Origin of the sequence: Streptomyces sp. NBC_00012, from assembly GCF_045040875.1 — a bacterium.
Taxonomy (GTDB): domain Bacteria; phylum Actinomycetota; class Actinomycetes; order Streptomycetales; family Streptomycetaceae; genus Streptomyces.
In genome coordinates this window covers 598,706-617,366 of the sequence record NZ_CP108310.1, presented here as the reverse complement: position 1 = coordinate 617,366, position 18,661 = coordinate 598,706, and the positions used below count along the sequence as shown (strand labels likewise).

The 18,661-nt window shown below is 69.4% G+C and carries 12 protein-coding genes and 5 pseudogenes; 8 read left to right on the top strand and 9 right to left on the bottom strand.

Annotated elements, in window-relative coordinates; genetic code table 11:
• Nucleotides 1–42: 42 nt before the first annotated feature.
• Nucleotides 43–327 (bottom strand): annotated as a pseudogene (locus OHA19_RS42225) (dihydrofolate reductase family protein); the annotation flags it as partial.
• Nucleotides 328–777: 450 nt separating this feature from the next.
• Here OHA19_RS42225 and OHA19_RS42220 point away from each other — a divergent pair.
• Complete coding sequence (locus OHA19_RS42220) at nt 778–990, top strand: cold-shock protein (protein WP_331754463.1); 213 nt, start codon at nt 778–780, stop codon at nt 988–990.
• A 244-nt stretch (nt 991–1,234) separates the two neighbouring features.
• Here OHA19_RS42220 and OHA19_RS42215 read toward each other — a convergent pair whose 3' ends face one another.
• The 4 genes from OHA19_RS42215 to OHA19_RS42200 all read right to left on the bottom strand — a co-directional run bounded on the left by OHA19_RS42215 (nt 1,235) and on the right by OHA19_RS42200 (nt 8,043).
• Nucleotides 1,235–4,786 (bottom strand): indolepyruvate ferredoxin oxidoreductase family protein, encoded by a 3,552-nt coding sequence (locus OHA19_RS42215; protein WP_331749682.1) that lies wholly within the window; start codon nt 4,784–4,786, stop codon nt 1,235–1,237.
• A gap of 414 nt (nt 4,787–5,200) precedes the next feature.
• Complete coding sequence (locus tag OHA19_RS42210) at nt 5,201–6,868, bottom strand: FAD-dependent monooxygenase (RefSeq protein ID WP_331749684.1); 1,668 nt, start codon at nt 6,866–6,868, stop codon at nt 5,201–5,203.
• A complete protein-coding gene (locus tag OHA19_RS42205; protein ID WP_331749686.1) occupies nt 6,865–7,380 on the bottom strand; it encodes a VOC family protein in 516 nt (171 codons plus the stop codon). Before OHA19_RS42205 ends, OHA19_RS42210 begins: the two co-directional genes overlap by 4 nt.
• Nucleotides 7,381–7,476: 96 nt before the next feature.
• Complete coding sequence (locus tag OHA19_RS42200) at nt 7,477–8,043, bottom strand: TetR/AcrR family transcriptional regulator (protein ID WP_331754461.1); 567 nt, start codon at nt 8,041–8,043, stop codon at nt 7,477–7,479.
• A gap of 147 nt (nt 8,044–8,190) precedes the next feature.
• Between OHA19_RS42200 and OHA19_RS42195 the strand changes: the two genes are divergently transcribed.
• The 4 genes and pseudogenes from OHA19_RS42195 to OHA19_RS42180 all read left to right on the top strand — a co-directional run bounded on the left by OHA19_RS42195 (nt 8,191) and on the right by OHA19_RS42180 (nt 11,001).
• The gene (locus OHA19_RS42195) at nt 8,191–9,081 is read left to right on the top strand and encodes a fumarylacetoacetate hydrolase family protein (RefSeq protein WP_331749691.1); all 891 of its coding nucleotides are present in this window, start codon (nt 8,191–8,193) and stop codon (nt 9,079–9,081) included.
• Nucleotides 9,082–9,127: 46 nt separating this feature from the next.
• A pseudogene (locus OHA19_RS42190) lies at nt 9,128–9,265 on the top strand (isocitrate lyase/phosphoenolpyruvate mutase family protein); the annotation flags it as partial.
• Between the two features lie 453 nt (nt 9,266–9,718).
• The gene (locus tag OHA19_RS42185; RefSeq protein ID WP_331749695.1) at nt 9,719–9,853 is read left to right on the top strand and encodes a hypothetical protein; all 135 of its coding nucleotides are present in this window, start codon (nt 9,719–9,721) and stop codon (nt 9,851–9,853) included.
• Nucleotides 9,854–10,173: 320 nt separating this feature from the next.
• Entirely contained in the window at nt 10,174–11,001 is an 828-nt protein-coding gene (locus tag OHA19_RS42180) for a PhzF family phenazine biosynthesis protein (RefSeq protein ID WP_331749697.1), read from the top strand.
• A 50-nt stretch (nt 11,002–11,051) separates the two neighbouring features.
• On the opposite strand, the pseudogene OHA19_RS42175 reads toward OHA19_RS42180, so the two are convergent.
• From OHA19_RS42175 to OHA19_RS42160, 4 genes and pseudogenes are all read right to left on the bottom strand, one after another.
• Nucleotides 11,052–11,307: pseudogene (locus OHA19_RS42175) on the bottom strand (IS1380 family transposase); the annotation flags it as partial.
• Nucleotides 11,308–11,333: 26 nt separating this feature from the next.
• A pseudogene (locus OHA19_RS42170) lies at nt 11,334–12,394 on the bottom strand (DUF2201 family putative metallopeptidase); the annotation flags it as partial.
• A pseudogene (locus tag OHA19_RS42165) lies at nt 12,384–13,213 on the bottom strand (ATP-binding protein); the annotation flags it as partial. The pseudogenes OHA19_RS42170 and OHA19_RS42165, both read right to left, overlap by 11 nt.
• 263 nt (nt 13,214–13,476) lie before the next feature.
• Nucleotides 13,477–13,767, bottom strand: a complete 291-nt coding sequence (locus OHA19_RS42160; RefSeq protein WP_405753482.1) for a hypothetical protein — start codon at nt 13,765–13,767, stop codon at nt 13,477–13,479.
• Nucleotides 13,768–14,427: 660 nt separating this feature from the next.
• On the opposite strand from OHA19_RS42160, the gene OHA19_RS42155 reads away from it, so the two are divergent.
• The 3 genes from OHA19_RS42155 to OHA19_RS42145 are packed head-to-tail and all read left to right on the top strand — an operon-like array spanning nt 14,428 to nt 18,420.
• The gene (locus tag OHA19_RS42155) at nt 14,428–16,053 is read left to right on the top strand and encodes an MFS transporter (RefSeq protein WP_331754456.1); all 1,626 of its coding nucleotides are present in this window, start codon (nt 14,428–14,430) and stop codon (nt 16,051–16,053) included.
• A gap of 4 nt (nt 16,054–16,057) precedes the next feature.
• Nucleotides 16,058–17,857, top strand: coding sequence for a DEAD/DEAH box helicase (locus tag OHA19_RS42150; RefSeq protein WP_331754454.1), 1,800 nt, complete (start codon nt 16,058–16,060; stop codon nt 17,855–17,857).
• Between the two features lie 2 nt (nt 17,858–17,859).
• A complete protein-coding gene (locus tag OHA19_RS42145; RefSeq protein ID WP_331749708.1) occupies nt 17,860–18,420 on the top strand; it encodes a hypothetical protein in 561 nt (186 codons plus the stop codon).
• The last annotated feature ends 241 nt before the right edge of the window (nt 18,421–18,661 follow it).

The following is an 18,661-nucleotide window of genomic DNA, read 5'->3' as shown; positions in this document are numbered from 1 at the left end:
GCTGAGGCGCCGCCGGGGTGCCGCTCACATCCGGCTCTCCGGCTACCGCTCCCGGACGGTGTAGGTCAGGTGCGTCACCCTCGGGGAGGGCTCCGTGCGGACCGGCTCCAGGGCTACGCGGCCCGCGTCCACGCCTTCGAACAGGCGGATCCCGGAGCCGAACAGCACGGGTGCCAGCGCGATCGAGAACTCGTCGATCAGGCCGGCGTTCACGTATTCCAGGATCGTCGCGCCGCCGCCCGCGATGCGGACGTCGCGGTTGCCGGCGGCCTCGCGGGCCTGGTCGAGCGCGGTCTCGATGCCGTCGTTGACGAAGTGGCCTCTGGTCCACGCCGATCATGCTCGGTGCGGTGTCGTTCCCGGGTGTGGTGGAGATGGGAGACCGGACCGGATGGGAGATTCAACCGCGTGGACCTTGGGTTCCAGAGGAGATCGGCGTAGCCCCCTGGGAGCCACTGCTCGTATCAGCCGACCGGATCGCAGCCAGCTTCACCGAAACACGTGGACTGTGACGTCGACAAGCAATGGCTTCGGTGCCGGTGATTTGGCACAAGGTGACGGTGTGGTCAGAGACCTCTGATTGAGAAGCCTCGCGGGCGCCCGGGTTGGCGGCTTCGTCACAGCACCCGGGGCCTCCTCCTGAGTGGTGACGCGCTGATACTGGATCTGCTTGATCCGCGTTCCGCCTGACGGGTCATCACCGTTTGTATTGATGTCATTGCTTAGCGTGGAATGATTGTGGGGTGCGCGCCCACCCGCACACGATCAGGAGGAGATATGGCCGAGCGCCAGAACGGCACCGTGAAGTGGTTCAACGACGAGAAGGGCTACGGCTTCATCACCCCGCAGTCCGGTCCGGATCTCTTCGTCCACTTCCGTGCGATCGAAGGGAACGGCTTCAAGTCCCTGAAGGAAGGCCAGGCGGTCACCTTCGAGGCTGTCCAGGGGCAGAAGGGCATGCAGGCCGACAAAGTCCAGGCCGCGTGGTAGCAGGTCCCCTCACGACGCTCCACGGACGACGCCCCCGCCTCCTTTCGGGGCCCAGTCCGAACCCGGGCACACCCGGAGCGGCCTGTAGAGCGCGGGCAGCGGGGCGGGCAGCGTGATGTCCAGCCGTCACGAAATCGGCCTCCAGCCGCGCGAGGTGGAGGGCACCGAGGCACCGGATTTCACCGACTGCGCGTCGATGACCCCCGCTGTTGGCTCCGCCTCGCGTGGTCGGAATGTGTCGCCTTTACAACTCGTCTCGGGATGCCGCCGTGTTGGCCTCCGTACGTTCGCGTCCCGAGGACAGCCGGCCGACGAGTTCCGCGGACCGGGTCCTGTACCGCGCCACTGATGCCATCTTGATCTCCTCGTAGCCGCGCACGGTGTCGGGCAGTGAGGCGATCTCGACGGCCAAGCCGTGGCAGTCCTCGTCGAGATCCCGGCAGACCTCGGTGATCGTGGCCTGGTACTCGACGACCAGGGCCCGTTCCGTACGCCGCACGCGTGCCGCTCCGAAGGGGTCCAGGCGGGTGCCACGGAGCCTGCGCATCACGGCGAGTGCTTGGAAGGCAGGTTTGAACCAGGGGCCGAGTTCGATCTTGCGAGTCATTCCGAGTGCCCGCAGTACGGGCGGATGGAGACGGTAGGAGATCCGCGCGCCGTCCCCGAAGCGGGCCCTCACCCCCCGTTCGACCTCGGGGTCGAGGGAGAGCCGGGCCACCTCGTACTCGTCCTTGTACACCATCAGCTTGTGCAGGTGCCTGGCAACGGCCTCGGTGAGTGCGGTTGAGCCGGGGACGCTCTCGCCCTCTGCTTGACGTACCTGTTCGACGAAGCGTGCGTACCTCGTCGCGTAGGCAACGTTCTGGTACGCGATGAGGTCCGGCACCCGGACCGCCAGGAGCCGGGCGAGCTCCGAGCCGGGGGCGGCCCCGACCAGTTCGAGGGTGCGCCGGGTCTCGGCGGACAGACCGCGCTCCGGCTTCGGTGCGGCGGCCCGCCCCTCCAGGAGGTCGGCGAAGGCCTCGGGGGCGGCGACGGCCTGGCGGCCGAGACGGAAGGCCTTGAGGTTGGCCTCGACCTTCACGCCGTTGAGGGTGATCGCCTCCTCGATGGCGCTGGCCGGCAGCGGCATCCCGCCGGTCTGGTAGGCCGCGCCCGTGAGCAGGAGATTGGCGAACTGGTCTTCGCCCAGCAGGTCGTTGGCGAGCCGGCGAGCGTCGAGGAAGACCGCGTCCCTGGACTCTGCCCGGATCCGTTCCTTGAGAGGTTCGGCAGGCGGGAACGAAACCTCCGGGTCGATCACCATCTGTCCGGTCGGGACCTCTGCCGTGGAGACGACCGCCACCGTTCGCGCCGGTGCGGCCGTCGTCAGTTGTCCGGGTTCGGCGGCGACGAGCAGGTCACAGCCGAGGTAGAGATCGCACTCGTCCAGGGCTGCTTTGGCGGCCTGGTCGGTAGCCTCCTTGGTGATCTTGATGTCGGAGACCACCGCGCCGCCCTTCTGGGCCAGACCTGTCTGGTCGAGGGCCCGGACGTGCAGGCCCGCGAGTGAGGCCGCGGTGCTGAGGATCTGAGCGAGGGTGACCACACCGGAGCCTCCGACGCCGGTGATCCGGGTGGTGTGGGATGCCGATACGACAGGCTCGGGATCGGGCAGCGCAGCGTCGTCCGGCATCGGGACGGGGGTGAAGGCGGACTTTCCGCCGGGGACGACGGTGAGGAACGAGGGGCAGTCCCCCGCCAGGCAGGCGTAGTCCTTGTTGCAGGAGGACTGGTCGATCCGGGTTTTGCGGCCGAACTCGGTGTCGACGGGCTGCACGGAGAGGCAGTTGGACTGCTGTCCGCAGTCACCGCACCCTTCGCACACCCGCTCGTTGATCACCACCCGCTCGGTGGGTTCGGGCGCAAGGCCGCGCTTGCGCTTGCGTCGGAGTTCCGTCGCGCATTCCTGGTCGTGGACGAGCAGGGTGACGCCGGGGGTCCGGGCGAGCACCTCCTGGGCCTCGGTCAGCCGGTCGCGGTGCCAGACGACGACGCCCTTCGGAAGCGTGACCTTCCGGTAGCGCTTGACGTCCTCGGTCGTGACGATGATGCGCTTGACGCCCTCTGCCAGGAGGCCTTGGGCTATCGCGGGCACGGACATGACGCCGACGGGTTGCTGGCCGCCGGTCATCGCCACCGCCGAGTTGTAGAGCAGCTTGTAGGTGACGTTCACCCCGGCCGAGACCGCAGCGCGGATGGCGAGGCTGCCGGAGTGGTGGAAGGTACCGTCGCCTAGGTTCTGCATCAGGTGGTCGCGTTCGAGGAACGGCTGCATGCCGATCCACTGGGCGCCCTCGCCTCCCATCTGCGTCATGCCGATCACGTCCCCGGCCTGGGCGGGGTCCATGAGCGTGACCATGGCGTGGCAGCCGATCCCGGCCCCGACGGCGGCGCCCTCGGGTGCCTTGGTCGAGAGGTTGTGGGGGCAGCCGGAGCAGAAGTAGGGGGTGCGGGTGAGCATGGGCAGAAGTGGCAGAGTCCTGCGCCGGGTCGTTGCCCGCGCTTTCTCCAACCAGCTCTGCACGGTGGGGAATACGCCCAGTTCGTTCAGACGGGGCGCGAGCCGTGCGGCGACGGTGTCGGGATCGAGTTCTCCGTCGAGGGGAAACAGGGCCGAGCCGTCGGATGTGCGCTTGCCGGAGACGGACGGCTGGTCGCCCCGGCAGTAGAGCAGGTCCTTGAGGGCGGTCTCGACGAGAGGCCGCTTCTCCTCCACGACGACGATGTGGTGCAGCCCCCTCGCGAAACGTTCGACGACCGTGGGTTCCAGAGGGTGGATCATTCCGAGGTGCAGCAGTCGCACACCGCGGCGCTCCAGTTCCGCGTCGTCGAGTCCGAGGATGCGCAGGGCCTGGCGGAGGTCGAGGAAGGTCTTGCCCGCCGCGATGATGCCGATGCGGTCGTCGGGGCCTGTCCTGGTGATCCGGTTGAGGTTGTTGGCGGCGGCGTAGCGACGGGCGATCTCCAGGCGGGCGCCGTCCCGGCTGCGTTCCAGATCGCCGAGTGCCGGCTGCACCATCCGGCTGCCTACGGTGTGGCGGTACGGCACTCCGTCGACCGCGAGGTCCGGAACGACCGGTGACACCCGTCCGGCGCCCACGTCGACCGTGCCGGAACCGTCGGCTACGGCCGTCACGATTTTCAGCGCCACCCACAGTCCGGATGCCCGGGACATCGCCACACCGTGCAGCCCGAAGTCGAGGGCTTCCTGCGGGTCGGACGGGTAGAGCGTGGGGAGGCCGAGGTCGGCGAGGAGCAGTTCGGAGGCGCCGGGGACGGTCGACGACTTGGCGGCGGGGTCGTCGCCGACCAGGGCCAGTGCGCCGCCGTCCGGGTGGGTGCCCATCAGGTTGTTGTGCCGGATGGCGTCCGAGGCGCGGTCGAGGCCCGGGGACTTGCCGTACCAGATGGCCGTGACGCCGTCGACGCGCTTGTCCGGCTGTGCCGAGGCGAGTTGGGTGCCCTGGACGGCCGTCGCCGCGAGTTCCTCGTTGACGCCGGGGCGGAAGACGATGTCGTACTCGTCGAGAAGGGAGCCGCACCGCGCGAGTTCCATGTCGTACCCGGCGAGTGGCGAACCCTCGTATCCGGAGACGAATCCCGCGGTGCCGCGGCCCTCGCGACGGTCGGCGCGGCGGATGTCGAGCGGCAGGCGGGCGAGGGCCTGGATGCCGGTGAGGTGAAGGACGCCTTCTTCGCGTACGTATCGATCCTGAAGCGTGGGGCGGGAGCCGGTTGCTTTCTGAGGGGTCACCACTGCGTTCCTCCGGGTGGGGCATCTGTGGCCGTCGAGGCGGACAAGGAGTCGGCCCGGTACGGCAAGGGCGGGCGTTCGAAACGGCCGCGTCGGCAGGGCGCGGCCCTCGGTGCGCATATCGGCTCTGGTCGCCGACGGTCGGCGCGGGCCGGTGCCGGCCCGCGGCACGGACCGAACAGGCATGGACCAGTCGGCGTCAGCCGGAACTGCGACATCCGTAAGGCGGGCGTAGCAGACCGAGGCCGCCGGACTCGGCCTTTCGGGCGGGGTCGCCGGAACGCCGCGGTGAAGGGGACGCCGAGCGAGGGCCGCGATGGACGGGCGTGCCGCCGAACGGGACAGGAGGCCGGGAGCGAGGGCCGGAAGAGCGCCGGGCACGCGGCCGGCGCTCCACACGCCCCCCGCGCCGGGCTAGGCGGACTGCTCAGTGGCGTTGAGCAGGGCGGCGAGCGCGGAGGCAGGGGTTGATCCCTCGGCGCTGTGCCACGCGATGTGACCGTCCGGCCGGACGAGAAGGGCTCCGTCCTCACCGATCCCGAGCAACTCGGGGCAGTAGCCGTCCGGGCTGGTGACGTCCCGGCCGATCACGACAGTCCGCTTCGTCACGTCCTCCCCGGCCTCCGCGAAGGCATCGGCCCAGTCGGCTCCCTCGGGCCCCGTGATGAGGGTGAAGCCGGGTATGAGGAGGTCGTGCGTGGACACCCGATCCCCGTCACGTTCGATCCAGGCGTGCGGAAGTCGTGCTCCGGGGGCGGCGATCGGTGTGTAGTCGGTGGCCGAGAACGGGGCGCCGTCGTCGTGCCGGGCTGCTCCGTAGACGTATCCGATCTCTTGGTTGAGCGCGTCGAAGTGCGGGCGCTGTGGAGGAATGGCCTCCGCGATCCGTCGGCGTTCCGCCGCGACGACTGCCGGGTCGGGGCTTTCGAGGCGGGCGGCGATCCTGGTCGTTTCGGGCCCTATCCCGACCTCGGCCATCTTGATGGCGTTGAGCATGCTGTGGCGGGCGTTGTCGACGGCGACGGGACGGCGTTCGCGCTCGTAACTGTCGAGCAGCGCGCCGGAAGCACCGTCCCGCAGCACGGCGGCCAGTTTCCAGCCGAGGTTGTCCGCGTCGGCGAGGCCGCTGTTCATCCCCAGGCCGCCTGTCGGTGGAAACTGGTGCGCCGCGTCCCCCACGAGGAACACACGGCCGCTGCAGTACGTCTCGGCGGTCCGGGCCGTCATGGTCCACGGACCCACGGAGCGGATGTCCACGTCGAGTTCGGTGGTTCCGACGGCGTCCCGGATGATCTGGGCGCACCGTTCGGGCGGGTAGTCCTGCGGTGATTCGACAGCCGGGTCGAAGCTCCGCTGGAAGGTCCACCGGTGAGCACCGTCCATCCCGATGAGGAGTCCCGGGGAGGCACTGTTGATCAGCCAGATCAGCAGAGCGGGATCCTCTCTCATCCACGGGGACAGATCGGCGTGGAAGTAGATGTTCAGCTGGTGGCCGAGAACCGTGGAACCGTCCATCGGGATGCCGAGTGTGTCGCGCAGGCCGCCGGTCGCCCCGTCCGCCGCCACGGCGTAACAGCTGCGCAGGATCTGTCGCCCGCCCACGCCTTCCACGGTGACGTCGACGCAATCGCCGAGGTCCGTCACCTCCACGACGGTGGTGCCGTAGCGGACGGTGGCCATGCCCTGGGCGAGGACCGCGTCGAGGAGGTGTTGCTGTACACGGTCCTGGGCGCACGAGATGAGCTGCTCGGCAGAGGCCTGGATCCGGCGCAGGAGCTGGTCCTCCGGGCCTTCGACGAGGCCGATCCGGCCCAGTGGTTCCCCGGCGAGGGTCTGCTTCCACAGGATGGTGTTGGCCCAGGCCGGGTCGACCGCGTCCGCGCGGACGGCGTCGGCGATGCCCCAGGTGCGGAACAGTTCCATGGACCTGGTGTTGACGATATGGGCCCGGGGGTGCGGATTGATCCCGTCGTACTGTTCGCAGACCACGCTGCGGACGCCGTGCCGGCCCAGGACGAGCGCGGTGGCAAGCCCCACGGGGCCGGCCCCGATGATGACGACCGGGGCGTCGATGTCGGTCATGCGCGCCTGACCAGTTCGGCGAAGGACTCACCCGCGTCGAAGCGGCGCACCAGGTCGTCGGGATCGAACGCAACCCCGATCGGATTGGCTTCGAAGGCTCCGGACCGGAACCACTCGTCGAGGGCTTCGTCGGTGGCGAAGTTGTCGATCTGGAGCTCGATGTGATTGCCGTCGGGGTCCTCGAAGTACATCGAGGTGGTCGGACCGTGGTTGATGCACCAGAAGGGCAGGATGCCGTCCTTCTTCAGCCGCTGGTATGTGCCGAGCAGATCTCCGAGCGTGGTGTAGGTGAAGGCCGCGTGGTGCAGACCGGTGTGCGCATCCGTCGGACGCTCCGATGCTCCGGTGGCGACCAGCGCGACACGGTGGTGCTCGTCGTCGTAGGTCAGGAAGGCGAGGGCCTCGTTGGCGAAGGTGACGCGACCTTCGAGAACGCGTACGTACCAGTCGGTCATGGGCGACAGACGGCCGGTGCGCAGGACGATGTGGGCAAGTTTGCCTGGAGAAGCCATGAACGGCGACCTCCTTATCGAGGGCACGACAGCCCTCTTGGCTGTCATACAAGAGAAACTTAGGCAGCCTCTTGTGTGACAGTCAAGAGATCGGCCTCAGCGTGCCGCCGCAACGGCCACCAGCGCCTCCATGAGGAGGTCGATGAACTCCTCGGTCGGCCGGTCCAGCCCCCGGGCACTGAGCAGCAGCCCCTCGAAGAGCACATGCGCCATGTCCGCCACGGGTGCGACATCGGCCCCCTCGTGCAGCCGGTTCGCGACAGCCGCGAGAAGGCGCCCCTCCAGCCACTCCCGCATGCGGGCGTAGACATCGGCGAGGGCGGGCGACTCGTCCATGCGGTCATACGCCTCCCGGTGCAGCCCGCGGTACGCCTCCAGATCGGCAAGGAACGCCACCAGCTGCCGCTGCGGATCCCCTCCGATCGCCGGATCCGTCTCCACGTGCTCCCGCTCACGCAGGAAGAGGCGGTCCAACGCGGCGGCGAACAGGTCGTCCTTGGTCGGGAAGTACCAGCGCACAGCGTTGGCCGCGACGCCGGCCGCCTTGCCGACCTCGGTCAGGCTGGTCCCCTTGTATCCCTTGACGGCGAAGAGCTCCCAGGCGCTGTCGACCAGGGTGGCCTCGCGCTCGGCTTTCGGGATCTGTTGACGGTTCCTTGGCATAGCAACCCAGCCTAGGCGGCGCGTTCCCACCCCCAGCCGCTGCATCCGAGAACAGCAATTCTGCAACCGATGAACTCTTGACTCCAAAACAAGAAAGCTCTTGACTTTGGAGCAAGAGAATGTGTCCCCAACACGCAGGAGTCCGTGATGCGCCTTTACAGCACAGCCCTGGGCATCGCCAGGGAAGAGAGCCCCGGCGAGCTCTCCGTGCTCGACCTCCCCTTCGCCGACCTGGGCGCCCTCCTGCACGGACCGGGTATCGAAGCCGCACGCGAGGCGGCGGTCGTCCGCCGGGTCGCCCTCGACGAGGTTCGGGTGCACGCCCCCGTACCCCGGCCCGGAAAGATCCTGATCGTCGGCCTCAACTACCGCAGCCACGCGGAGGAGGCTCTGGAGATGTTCGCCGCGATGGGGCGGCCCGACATCACCCTGCCCACTGAGCCGAATTTCCAGCTGGTCGCCGGATCCGCGGTCACCGCACCGGGCGACGACATCCACCTGCCGGCCGTCGCGGCCGACCAGGTCGACTACGAGGGCGAGGTGGCCGTGGTGATCGGTCGGCCCGCGAGTGCGGTCTCCGCCGCCGAGGCTGCGAGCCACATCGCCGGCCTGACCATCGCCAACGACGTCTCCGCGCGCGACATCCAGCAGCGCGCGATGTCGGGCGACCCGACCGCGTCCATCGGCGTGGCCAAGAGCTTCGACACATTCAAACCGCTCGGTCCCTGCCTGGTCACCCCGGACGAGTTCAGCGAGCCGCTCGACCTGCGGCTGCGCACCCGGGTCAACGGTGACGTACGCCAGAACGACCGCACCAGCAGCTTCATCCACGGCGTGGCCGAGCTGATCTCCTACCTCTCCCGCTATCAGACCCTCGAACCCGGAGACGTGATCCTCACCGGAACACCTCGCGGCGCCGGCGTATTCTCCGGTCGCCATCTGCGCCCCGGCGACGTCGTCGAGGTCGAGGTCGAGCACATCGGCACGCTCCGCAACCGTGTGAGGGCCGCCCCCGAAGGCGCGAGCGTGGGCGCATGACAGCAGGGACGCACCGCACGTCGGGCGCTCGCGATGGGTACCGCACATGGCAACGTCTTTTGACAAAGCCGGGTCGCTCCGCTCGTTCCACATACCGGGCAGGCCGTTGATCCTGTCCAATGCATGGGATGCCGCGTCCGCGCGTGTCGTGGAGGATGCCGGTGCTTCCGTGCTCGCCATCACCAGGCCGACCGCCCCGGCCGCCAGCACACCGCGCACGGTCTCGGCCGCGCCGGCGGCGTAGCCGCGTTCGCTGTCGGGGCCCGAATGTCAACGGCCGCCGTGATGCGTGCGATTGCGGCTAGAGCTTGGTCACGGTTCAGGTGATCGCCGTCACCATGGCCCTGTGACCATGCCATGTCCGCGCTTCACTCGGCCTGCTCGGCGACGGGACGCAGGGTGTCCTCCAGGTTGATGTGCTGCCGAGCGCTGTGTCGGCCAGCGATCCGGCTGCCCGGCGGCGGTGTACGGGACGTACGGCCTGCGGGGAAATGCACCCAGACGCCACAGGGCCCCGGTGACGGCGGGGTTCGGGTGTCCGCGAAGAGCCGGTACGCAGTCGCACCGGTACCGCGAGCACCGTCCAGCCCCTCATCCACGCCGCGCACCAGGCCGGCGGCGTAGCCGCGACGTGGGCATGTGCGACCTCGTGCTGTTCTCGATCCAGCTCTCCCGCCCCTCCCCGGTGGCCTGGACCGCCTCGACCCCGACGGAGGCCTCACTCGACAGCCTCACCATCGAATCTGCCACCGAGCCCACGACCACCCCCTGACCTCCACCGATCTAATCACCGCCGCCGACCGCCGACGACTGAACACCCCCGCGGCACACCACATCCGCGCGCGTTCCTCCCGCACCGCCGACGCGCCGTCGGCGACAGGGCAAACGCCTGTGATACGGCACTGGATGGCCGCTTCCAAGGCGCCGGTGAGCACGGGAAGGCGCGGCGACCAGCCTGTCCCAACAGATCGACCCGCCCCCGGCGTTCGGGGGAGCGGTGCGCGAGCGAGTGGAGACTCGGAACTACGAATCAGTCCACTTCCCTCGGATTGGACTTGGTCTGGCTACGATTGGCGCCGATATGGTCGCGGTATGCGTATCCACGTCGTAGACGCCTTCACCGACCGGCCTTTCGCAGGCAACCCTGCAGGCGTGTGCCTGCTTGATGCCGGAGAGTGGCCTGCAGTTGCCTGGATGCAGCAGGTTGCCGCCGAGATGAATCACTCGGAGACCGCCTTCGTGCGGCCGCTCCCCGACGACGAGAGCGCCGACTGGGAGATTCGCTGGTTCGCCCCACTCGTCGAGACCAATCTGTGCGGCCATGCCACATTGGCCACGGCGCACGCGCTGCGGCGGGAGCGAGGGGGTGTCGGCGCGCTGCGGTTCCGCAGCCGGTTCAGCGGCATCCTCACCGCGCATGCACACGAGGACGGCAGCATCACCCTGGACTTCCCGGCCGCGCCCGGCACCGAAGTCCCGGTGCCGACAGGCCTGTCGGAGGCTCTGGGGGTGAAGCCAGAGGCCGCCTTCCGTACCGGTGCGCTCGGTGACCTGTTGACCGTCCTGCCCGACGAGGCCACCGTCCGGGCCGTGACCCCCGACCTCGAGGCGATAGCCGACCTCACCCGCCGTGAAGGCCTGCGCGGCGTCATCATCACGGCCCCGGCGTCCGGGTCCGGCCTGGAATACGATTTCGTCTCCCGCTTTTTCTCACCCGCCGAGGGCATCCTCGAGGATCCGGTCACAGGCAGCGCCCACACCGCCCTGGCCCCTTACTGGTCGGCGCGAATCGGCCGCAGCCGGCTCACCGGCCTGCAGCTATCCTCGCGCACTGGGCTTGTCAGGACTGCCGTGCGCGGTGACCGCGTCCATCTCACCGGGTATGCGGTCACCATCCTCGACGGAACCCTGCACGCCTGACCGGCCGATTCCAAGGGATCGGCCACATGTTCCCGCTCGGCCCGCAGCGCTGCGGCGGGCTGGTCGGTGAAGAGGTGGTAGCGCCAGACGGGAAACAGCTCGCCCTGTTCACCCACGGTGGCGGGTTTGGCCGACCCGGCGCACGACCAGCCGGGCGGTGACCCGCTCCGCTTTCTTCCGGCTCGCGAAAGTGGTGTATGCGGGTATCTCGGCGACTTCGGCATCGGAGATGAGGTCGCCGGTCTCGGGGTCGGGCACCGCGGTGGGGTAACTGATGTGTTGCCAGGCGTCGTCGGGGATGCTGTCCGCGCCCGCGGCCATGCCGCCCACGATGCCGCCGACGGGAAGTCGTCCGCGCGCTGGAGGAGATCGATGCCGGGCTGGAGGACGGTGCCGCCACGACCGTGCACACGGACCCGGCCGGCGATCTCCGTCGGCGGCAGGTAGCCCGCGTCGTACGCGGCGGCGTCGCAGAAGACCACCCGCGCGGCCGGGACGTCACGGGCCTCGGCGTACGAGGCGATGGCGCCGAGCGCCTTGCCGAGCAGGCGTGTGCTCATCGAGCCGGAGGTGTCCAGGACGACGCCGAAGGTGCAGCGGGCGACCTGCTCGGGGGGAAAGTTACCGCCCGGCACGTGGAATGCCGGGGGTGGACGCCTGCCGTCGGGCGGGCCTCGCATAGCTGCGCACGGGCTCCGGCCGGGGCACGAACTCGTCGAACCAGCGGGCCAGCCGGGCGTCCCAGGGCACCGGCGGGTGGGCAAGCGCCCGGATCTCCTGGACGAGGCCGGCGGGCAGCAGTCCGCGTTCGCCGCCAACGTGCAGGTCGAGGCCCTGGACCAGTCCGCGCCGGTAGAAGTCGTCGAGGTCGACCCAGTCGCGGGGGCGGCCGACGAGCGGTTCGCCGAGGATGTCGTTGGCGCCCTTGCCGCGCAGCGTGGCCAGGCGCCGCATGCGACGGGTGTCGGTGACGATCCGGTCGTACACCTTCTTCTGCCGACAGGCCCTTCAACGCCGGGTCGTACAGCAACCCTTCGGGCATGGTGCCGACGCGCATCTCGACGAGCCAGCCGTTGATGATGTAGTCGGCGGCCACGTTGAAGAGGTACGGGTCGCGGGCCCCACGCCGGTCGCCGTGGCGCAGGGCGGCGTGCAGCATCTCGTGCGCGAGGACGAACCGCCATTCCTCGTCGTCGTACCGTCGCAGCGGGTTCAGGTAGATCTCGCCCAGCGTGGCGTCGACGGCGGCGATGCCGTGGGCCCGGGCGAGTTCGGCGTCGGCGACGAGCTTCATCCCGGCCGCGATGCCACCGAGCAGCGGGTACGAGGAGATGAACCAGCTGAGAGCCCGGTGCCAGGGCTGCCGGGGGTGCCGTTCACCGCTTGACGAGTCGGCCCCGGAACGCGTCGGCCAGGTAGTAGAGCAGGTCACGGTCCTCGATGCGGTGGGGCCAGGACGCGTCCCCCTTGACTATGGCGTCGATGCCGTACGAGTGCCGCACGATCTTGGCGTAGCCGCAGAACGAGACGGCGTGCACGGGAGTGAGGGTGCCGTGCGCGACGACCTTGAGCGTCTCCTCGTCCAGGGTCGGCCCGAATGAGTGCAGCGCGTCGGAGAGCATGTGCCAGGAGCGGGGTGTGGAGAACGGCTCCTCCGTCTTGGGCGGCTGCGACCAGAGGTGGTCGGGCCGGTCGGCGAGGTAGTCGACCACCCACGGGTGGATGCCGTTCTCGCCCGCCCGCACGAGCCAGTCGGTCGCGGAGGCGCGCAGATGGACGGGGTGAGACGGTTGACGAGCGCGGAGGCGATGGGGCGGGCCAGCGCGTTGTCTGGCACGGTTGCCGGCGCCGATGACGATGGATCCGGCGGGGAGTTCGTAGTTCCCGATCCGCCGGTCGAGGATGAGCGAGTAGAACGCCTTCTGTACGTCAGGGGTGGCCGCGTTCAGCTCGTCGAGGAAGAGCAGTACGGCTCGTCGCGGGCGATGGCCTCGGGCGGGCAGAACACGGACCTGCCGTCGCGGATCTGAGGCACGCCGATCAGGTCCTCGGGTGCGAGCTGCGTACCGAGCAGGCTGACGCGTTCGAGGCCGAGGGACGCGGCGAAGTTCCGCACCAGGGACGACTTGCCGATGCCGGGAGCACCCCACAGGAAGACGGGGCGCACGGTGGCGAGGCCGAGCAGCAACTCGGGGACACGGGCGGGGGTGATGGTGACGTTGCCTGCAAGCGGAGAACTCCTGAAACGGGTGATGCCCAGTGCGCCCGGACTGTTCGATGTGCGTGAACAGTGTGGACGAGCCGGACAGCAAGGCGCAGTTGAATTGTCGTACGGCGCCCGGCTGGCCATGACATGTCCACCGCCAGGTCGGGTGGTCGGTGAGCGCGGCGATCACGGGGCGGGTTTGCCGGCGCGGACCATGACGAAGCCCGTTCCGACCCGGCACTGGCCGAGGACCAGTGGGTGGGCCGAGGTCAGTCGCGTGGCGCTGTCGGTGCCCAGGAGTTCCTCGATCCGCCGGCGACGGCCGCGAAGATCTGGGGGACCGGGTGGTGGGCAGGTGTGAAGTCACCGGTCCTGTCACGTACACGGTCGATGGTGAAGCCGGCCTGCCGGGCGAGGGCCGGGTGGTGGTCGAGGCGGGAGAACGAGGAGCTGCGTGCGGCCGGCCGCCCCGTCCCATCGGCGGCGGCCGGGGCGATGACCGAGGCGCGGCGGGACGAGCTGGACGCGATCGACCCGGGGCGGTGCCCTGCCTGGGACACCGGGTGCGGCGCTGCTACCGCCTGGTCCAGAACCACGTCCAGGCCGGCGGCACGCCCCCACGGCTGCGGGCGACGTCGTCGTCCAGGGCGAAGACCTCGGACCGCCTGACCGCGCCAGCGAAGAACCGGACGGTCCGCATCCAATGAGCACACCGAGAGAATGTCCGAGACATAACTTTCGCTTTCGCTCCACCATTGGCCCTGTAGCGTTATCCCCTGTCTCTCCATGGAAACCCCGCCGACTCCCGTTCCGCTGACCCGGGTGAATTCTGATCCTCCCATTCGGAAGATATGCGGGGAAGGACGTTCGGCCTGCTGAATCGGCAGGCCGAAAGGGCCGCCCGCTCCCGTGTCCCGTGCTCCGTGCCCGGAACGGAGCACGGGGCGGGACAGAGGCAGAACGCGAGGTGGGGCACGGAATTCCCGCGAGGTCAAACATCAGGTTCAGAAATTGACAGAGCACTTGGCGGCATGCCCCCGGGAGCGTACTAAATCGCCGGCCTGGTCACATCTTCAAGAATTGACAGAACACTGGGCGGCATGCCCTCGGCTACGCCGGAAAATTGCCGACTGTTATCGGTCGCCAGGGAATTGACACCCGCCTGATGGTTGCTTACGGTCCGCTCGTCAAGGTTTTCCAGACCGCATCCGAAGGTATTCATGACTACATCCACGTTGCCGAAGTCCAGGCAGCAGTTGATTCTTGCCGTTCTCATGGTGTGTTCACTGCTGATCTGGCTGGACAACACCGTCCTGAGTACCACCCTGGAGACCCTCGCGGACCCGGTCCGTGGGCTGAACGCCAGCCCGGCCGAGCTGCAGTGGGCCACCGGCTCGTACACGCTGGCCTTCGCCACCTTGATGTTCACCGCGGGCGCGCTGGGCGACCGCTTCGGTCACCGGACCGTGCTCGCAACAGGCCTGGTGGTCTTCGCCGCGTCCTCGGTGTGGGCGGCGTTCGCGGGCGACGCGGGGCAGCTGATCGCCGCCCGGGCCGCGATGGGCGTCGGCAGCGCGCTGATCATGCCCGGCAACCTGGCCATCCTCATGTGGACATTCACCGGCCCGGCGCGGTCGACCGCGGTCGCCATCTCCTCGACCTCCGCCGGCGTCGGCATGGCCGTGGGCCCGGTGCTCGCCGGCGTGCTGCTCGACCACTTCTGGTGGGGCTCGGTCTTCCTGGTCAACGTCCCGGTCGTGGTCCTCGCGCTGATCGGCATCGCCCTGCTGGTCCCGAACTTCCGCAGCCCCGTCGTGCGACCGCTGGACCCGGCCGGAATGCTGCTGTCGATCAGCGGCCTCGCGACGCTCGCCTACGGACTGATCCGCACGGGGCAGGTAGCGGCCTGGGGCCGTACGGACGTCTGGGCGCCGATCGTCGTCGGACTGATCCTGCTGGCCGTGTTCGTCCGCGTCGAACTGCGCAGCAAGATGCCGAGCTTCGACCCCCGGCTTCTCGCCCAGCGCGCGTTCGGTGGCGGCAACGTAGCCCTCGGACTGCTTCTGTTCGCCACTTCCGCCGTCACCTTCTACAACGCGTTCTACCTGCAGGGCGCCCGCGGCTACTCGCCGATCGAGGCGGGCCTGGCCAGCCTCCCGACCGCACTCGGCGCGATCCTGGGGGCACCCGTGGGCGCGCGCCTGGTGCATCGCTGGTCGCTGCGGCTCGTCGCCGTGCCGGCCCTCACCGTCGCGGCGCTGACCATGGGCGCGTACGGGTTCTTCGGGCTGAGCACTCCCCTCGTCTGGATCGAGGTCCTGCTGTTGGTCCAGGGCCTGTCCATCGGCATGGTGATCGGCCCGGTGACCGCGGCGCTGATCAGCAGCCTGCCGTTGGAACGCGCCGGCGCCGGATCGGCCGTCACCAACACCGTGCGCCAGACCGGCAGCGTGATCGGGATCGCCGTCGGCGGCACGATCATGTCGATCGTGTACCGACGCGCGATCGAACCCTCGCTGCACGGTGTCCCCGGACCGGTGCGGGACCAGGCGCGGGTCTCCGCCGAACAGGCCCGGCACGTCGCCACCACGTCCCACCTGCCCGCGCTCGGGCACGCCGCCGACGACGCGTTCGTCCACGCCATGCACGTCGGTGCAATCTGGATCATGCTCATCGCGCTCTTCGGCGCGGCTGTACTACTGCTGGCCCTGCGCGCGGTCCGCAAGCCCGCGGGGGGCGAGCCGGAGCCCGCGCAGGAAGACGGCCCGACCACGGACGAGGCGGCCCCCCGGTCCGGGGCCGATGCCCGGCCCGTCCGCGAGGGCGACGACGTGGGCAGCCGCTGACACCATGGGAACCAGGCAGAAACTCCCCGAGGCGCGGTCGGACAGTCAGGCCACTTACCTGCCCGACCGGCACGTATTCGCGCTGTGGACCTGGGCCGACGGCGCCGTGGGGGCGGCCCCGCCGGTCGGCGACGTCGAGACCGTTCCCCTGGTCGTGCCGACGCCGGACCTCGGCAGGCTCAAGGTGTCCGACGTCGACTGCGTGCTGATCGAGCCGGACCGGCTCGTGGCCGTGCCCCTCGACTCGCCCGGCCGGTCGGTGAAGGTCTGGCGGTCGTGGATCGCGGGCGGCGAGTCGGCTCTGCCGATCGCCGCGCACGCGGTCCCCGACGCCACAGGTGTCGCCGTCACGACGGCGGAACACGCGAGCGGCGTCTTCCGCCGCACCACCTCGGTGGGGGCCGAGATGCGCACGGCACTCACCGCCAAGCTGCGGCCTTACCAGGTGCGCGGGGTGAGCTGGCTGCGCGAGACCATCGACACGCACGGCGGCGCGGTACTGGCCGACGAGATGGGACTCGGCAAGACCCTGCAGACCATCGGCTGTGTCGCCGGGCGCGCCGAGAAGGCGCCGCAACTGGTGGTCTGCCCCACGTCGTTGGTGGGGAACTGGGCGCACGAGATCGCGCGGTTCGCACCCGGACTGCGGACCACGATCTGGCGCGGCGGGCCGCTGCCTGAGGTGGACAGCGGCACGGTGGTGCTCACCGGCTACCCCACGCTGCGCATGCACAGCCCGGCCCTGGCGGGGATCCAGTGGAGCACCGCGGTCTTCGACGAGGCGCAGGTCCTGAAGAACCCCCGTACGCAGGTGTCGAAGGCCGCGCGCACCATCGCGGCCGACGCGCGGATCGCCCTGACCGGAACACCCGTCGAGAATCACCTCGACGAGCTGTGGGCCCTGCTCAATCTGGTCGCACCGCACCTGTTCGCGAACCGGACGCAGTTCCGCCGTCGCTTCGTGCGGCCGATCGCGGACGGCTCCCCGGCCGCTTCCGCCCGGCTGCGCGGGGCCATCGAGCCGGTCGTGCTGATGCGGAAGAAGTCCCAGGTCGCAGGGTCACTCCCACCCAAGATCCACGCCGATCTCATCTGCGACCTCAGCGAGGAGCAGGAGCAGCTGTACGACCGACTGCTGGACCAGGTCATCGACGACGGCTTTGGCAGCGGCACCCAGCGGCAGACCAAGGTGCTCGCGGTCCTGACGTCGCTCAAGCAGGTCTGCAACCATCCGGGCCTGATCACGGACGACCTCGGTGAGCTGTCGGGCAGGTCGGGCAAGCTCGACCTGTGCGCCGACATCGTGGCCAACAACTTGGAGAACGACTCTCCGACCCTCGTCTTCACCCAGTACCGGCAGACCGGTGAGCTGCTGGTCCGGCACTTCGCCGAACAGTTCGGGGTGAGTACGCCGTTCTTCCACGGTGGCCTGAACCAGGAGCGGCGGGCCGACATCGTCCGCCGGTTCCAGTCCGACGACGGTCCGAAGGTGCTCGTCCTCAGTCTGAAAGCAGGGGGCACCGGGCTCACGCTCACGCGCGCGGCCGACGTCATCCACTTCGACCGGTGGTGGAACCCGGCCGTGGAGGCCCAGGCGTCCGACCGGGTCCACCGGATCGGTCAGACCCGCACGGTCACCGTCACCACCCTGACCACCGGTACCACTGTCGAGGAGCACATCGCGGCCATGCACAACCGCAAGTCCGCGCTGTCGGACATCGCCGGCACGTCCAACATCGCCGAGCTGACCCGACTGGACGACGACCGTCTCATCGAGGTCCTGCGCCGGAAGCGAGTCAACTGACCATGGCCGACCACGACTACGGTTACACGAAGTGGGGCAAGGACTGGGTCCGGTTCGCCGAGTCGTTGCGCCAGACCCGTCCTGATCCCCAGCTGCCGAGCGCACGCCGCACGGCACGCGACGGGAAGGTCCAGATCACGTTCGACGACCGGACCGTGCGTGCCGTCGTGCACCGAGGTCGCGGCACCTCGGTGGTCACGATCGAGGTCGCGCCGATGTCCCCGGGGGCGAGGGCCGAGATCTCCCGTCAGCTGAGCGGCATCCAGCCCCTGCTCACCGACGACCTGTACCGCGCCATCGCCGACGCGGGCCATCCGCCCGCGCCGGCCCTCGACAGCGTCGACTGCTCCTGCCCGACCGCCACCCTGCGGTGCGTCCATGAGCTGTCCGTCTACTACGACATGGCGCGGCGCATCGACGACGATCCCCGCATCGCTCTTGACGTGCAGGGCTTCTTCCGCGCTTCGGCGGGCGGCGGCCAGGAGCCCGCCGAAGCGACGGCGCAGCGCTGGATCGCGCTCAACTCGCTTGATCCCGCCGCCTACTTCACGGCGGCCGATTGACCCGGCCGGCCTGAAGGGCAGCGGTGCGTGCCCGCCCGGCGGGCACGCACCGCTGCTCGTCGTTCACCGCGCGGTTGGACGGTGAGGCGAAAACGTCGCGGTGGGTGAGTGCGCGGTGCAGCTGACGCCGGGCTGGTCGCCGCTGCCTGTGCTGATAGAGCGGCTGCGCCGCGGCGTTGCCCCCCGAGCTCAGCCTGGTGTCGCCCGCGCCGGAGCCGAGCGTGCCATCCAGCTGATGGAC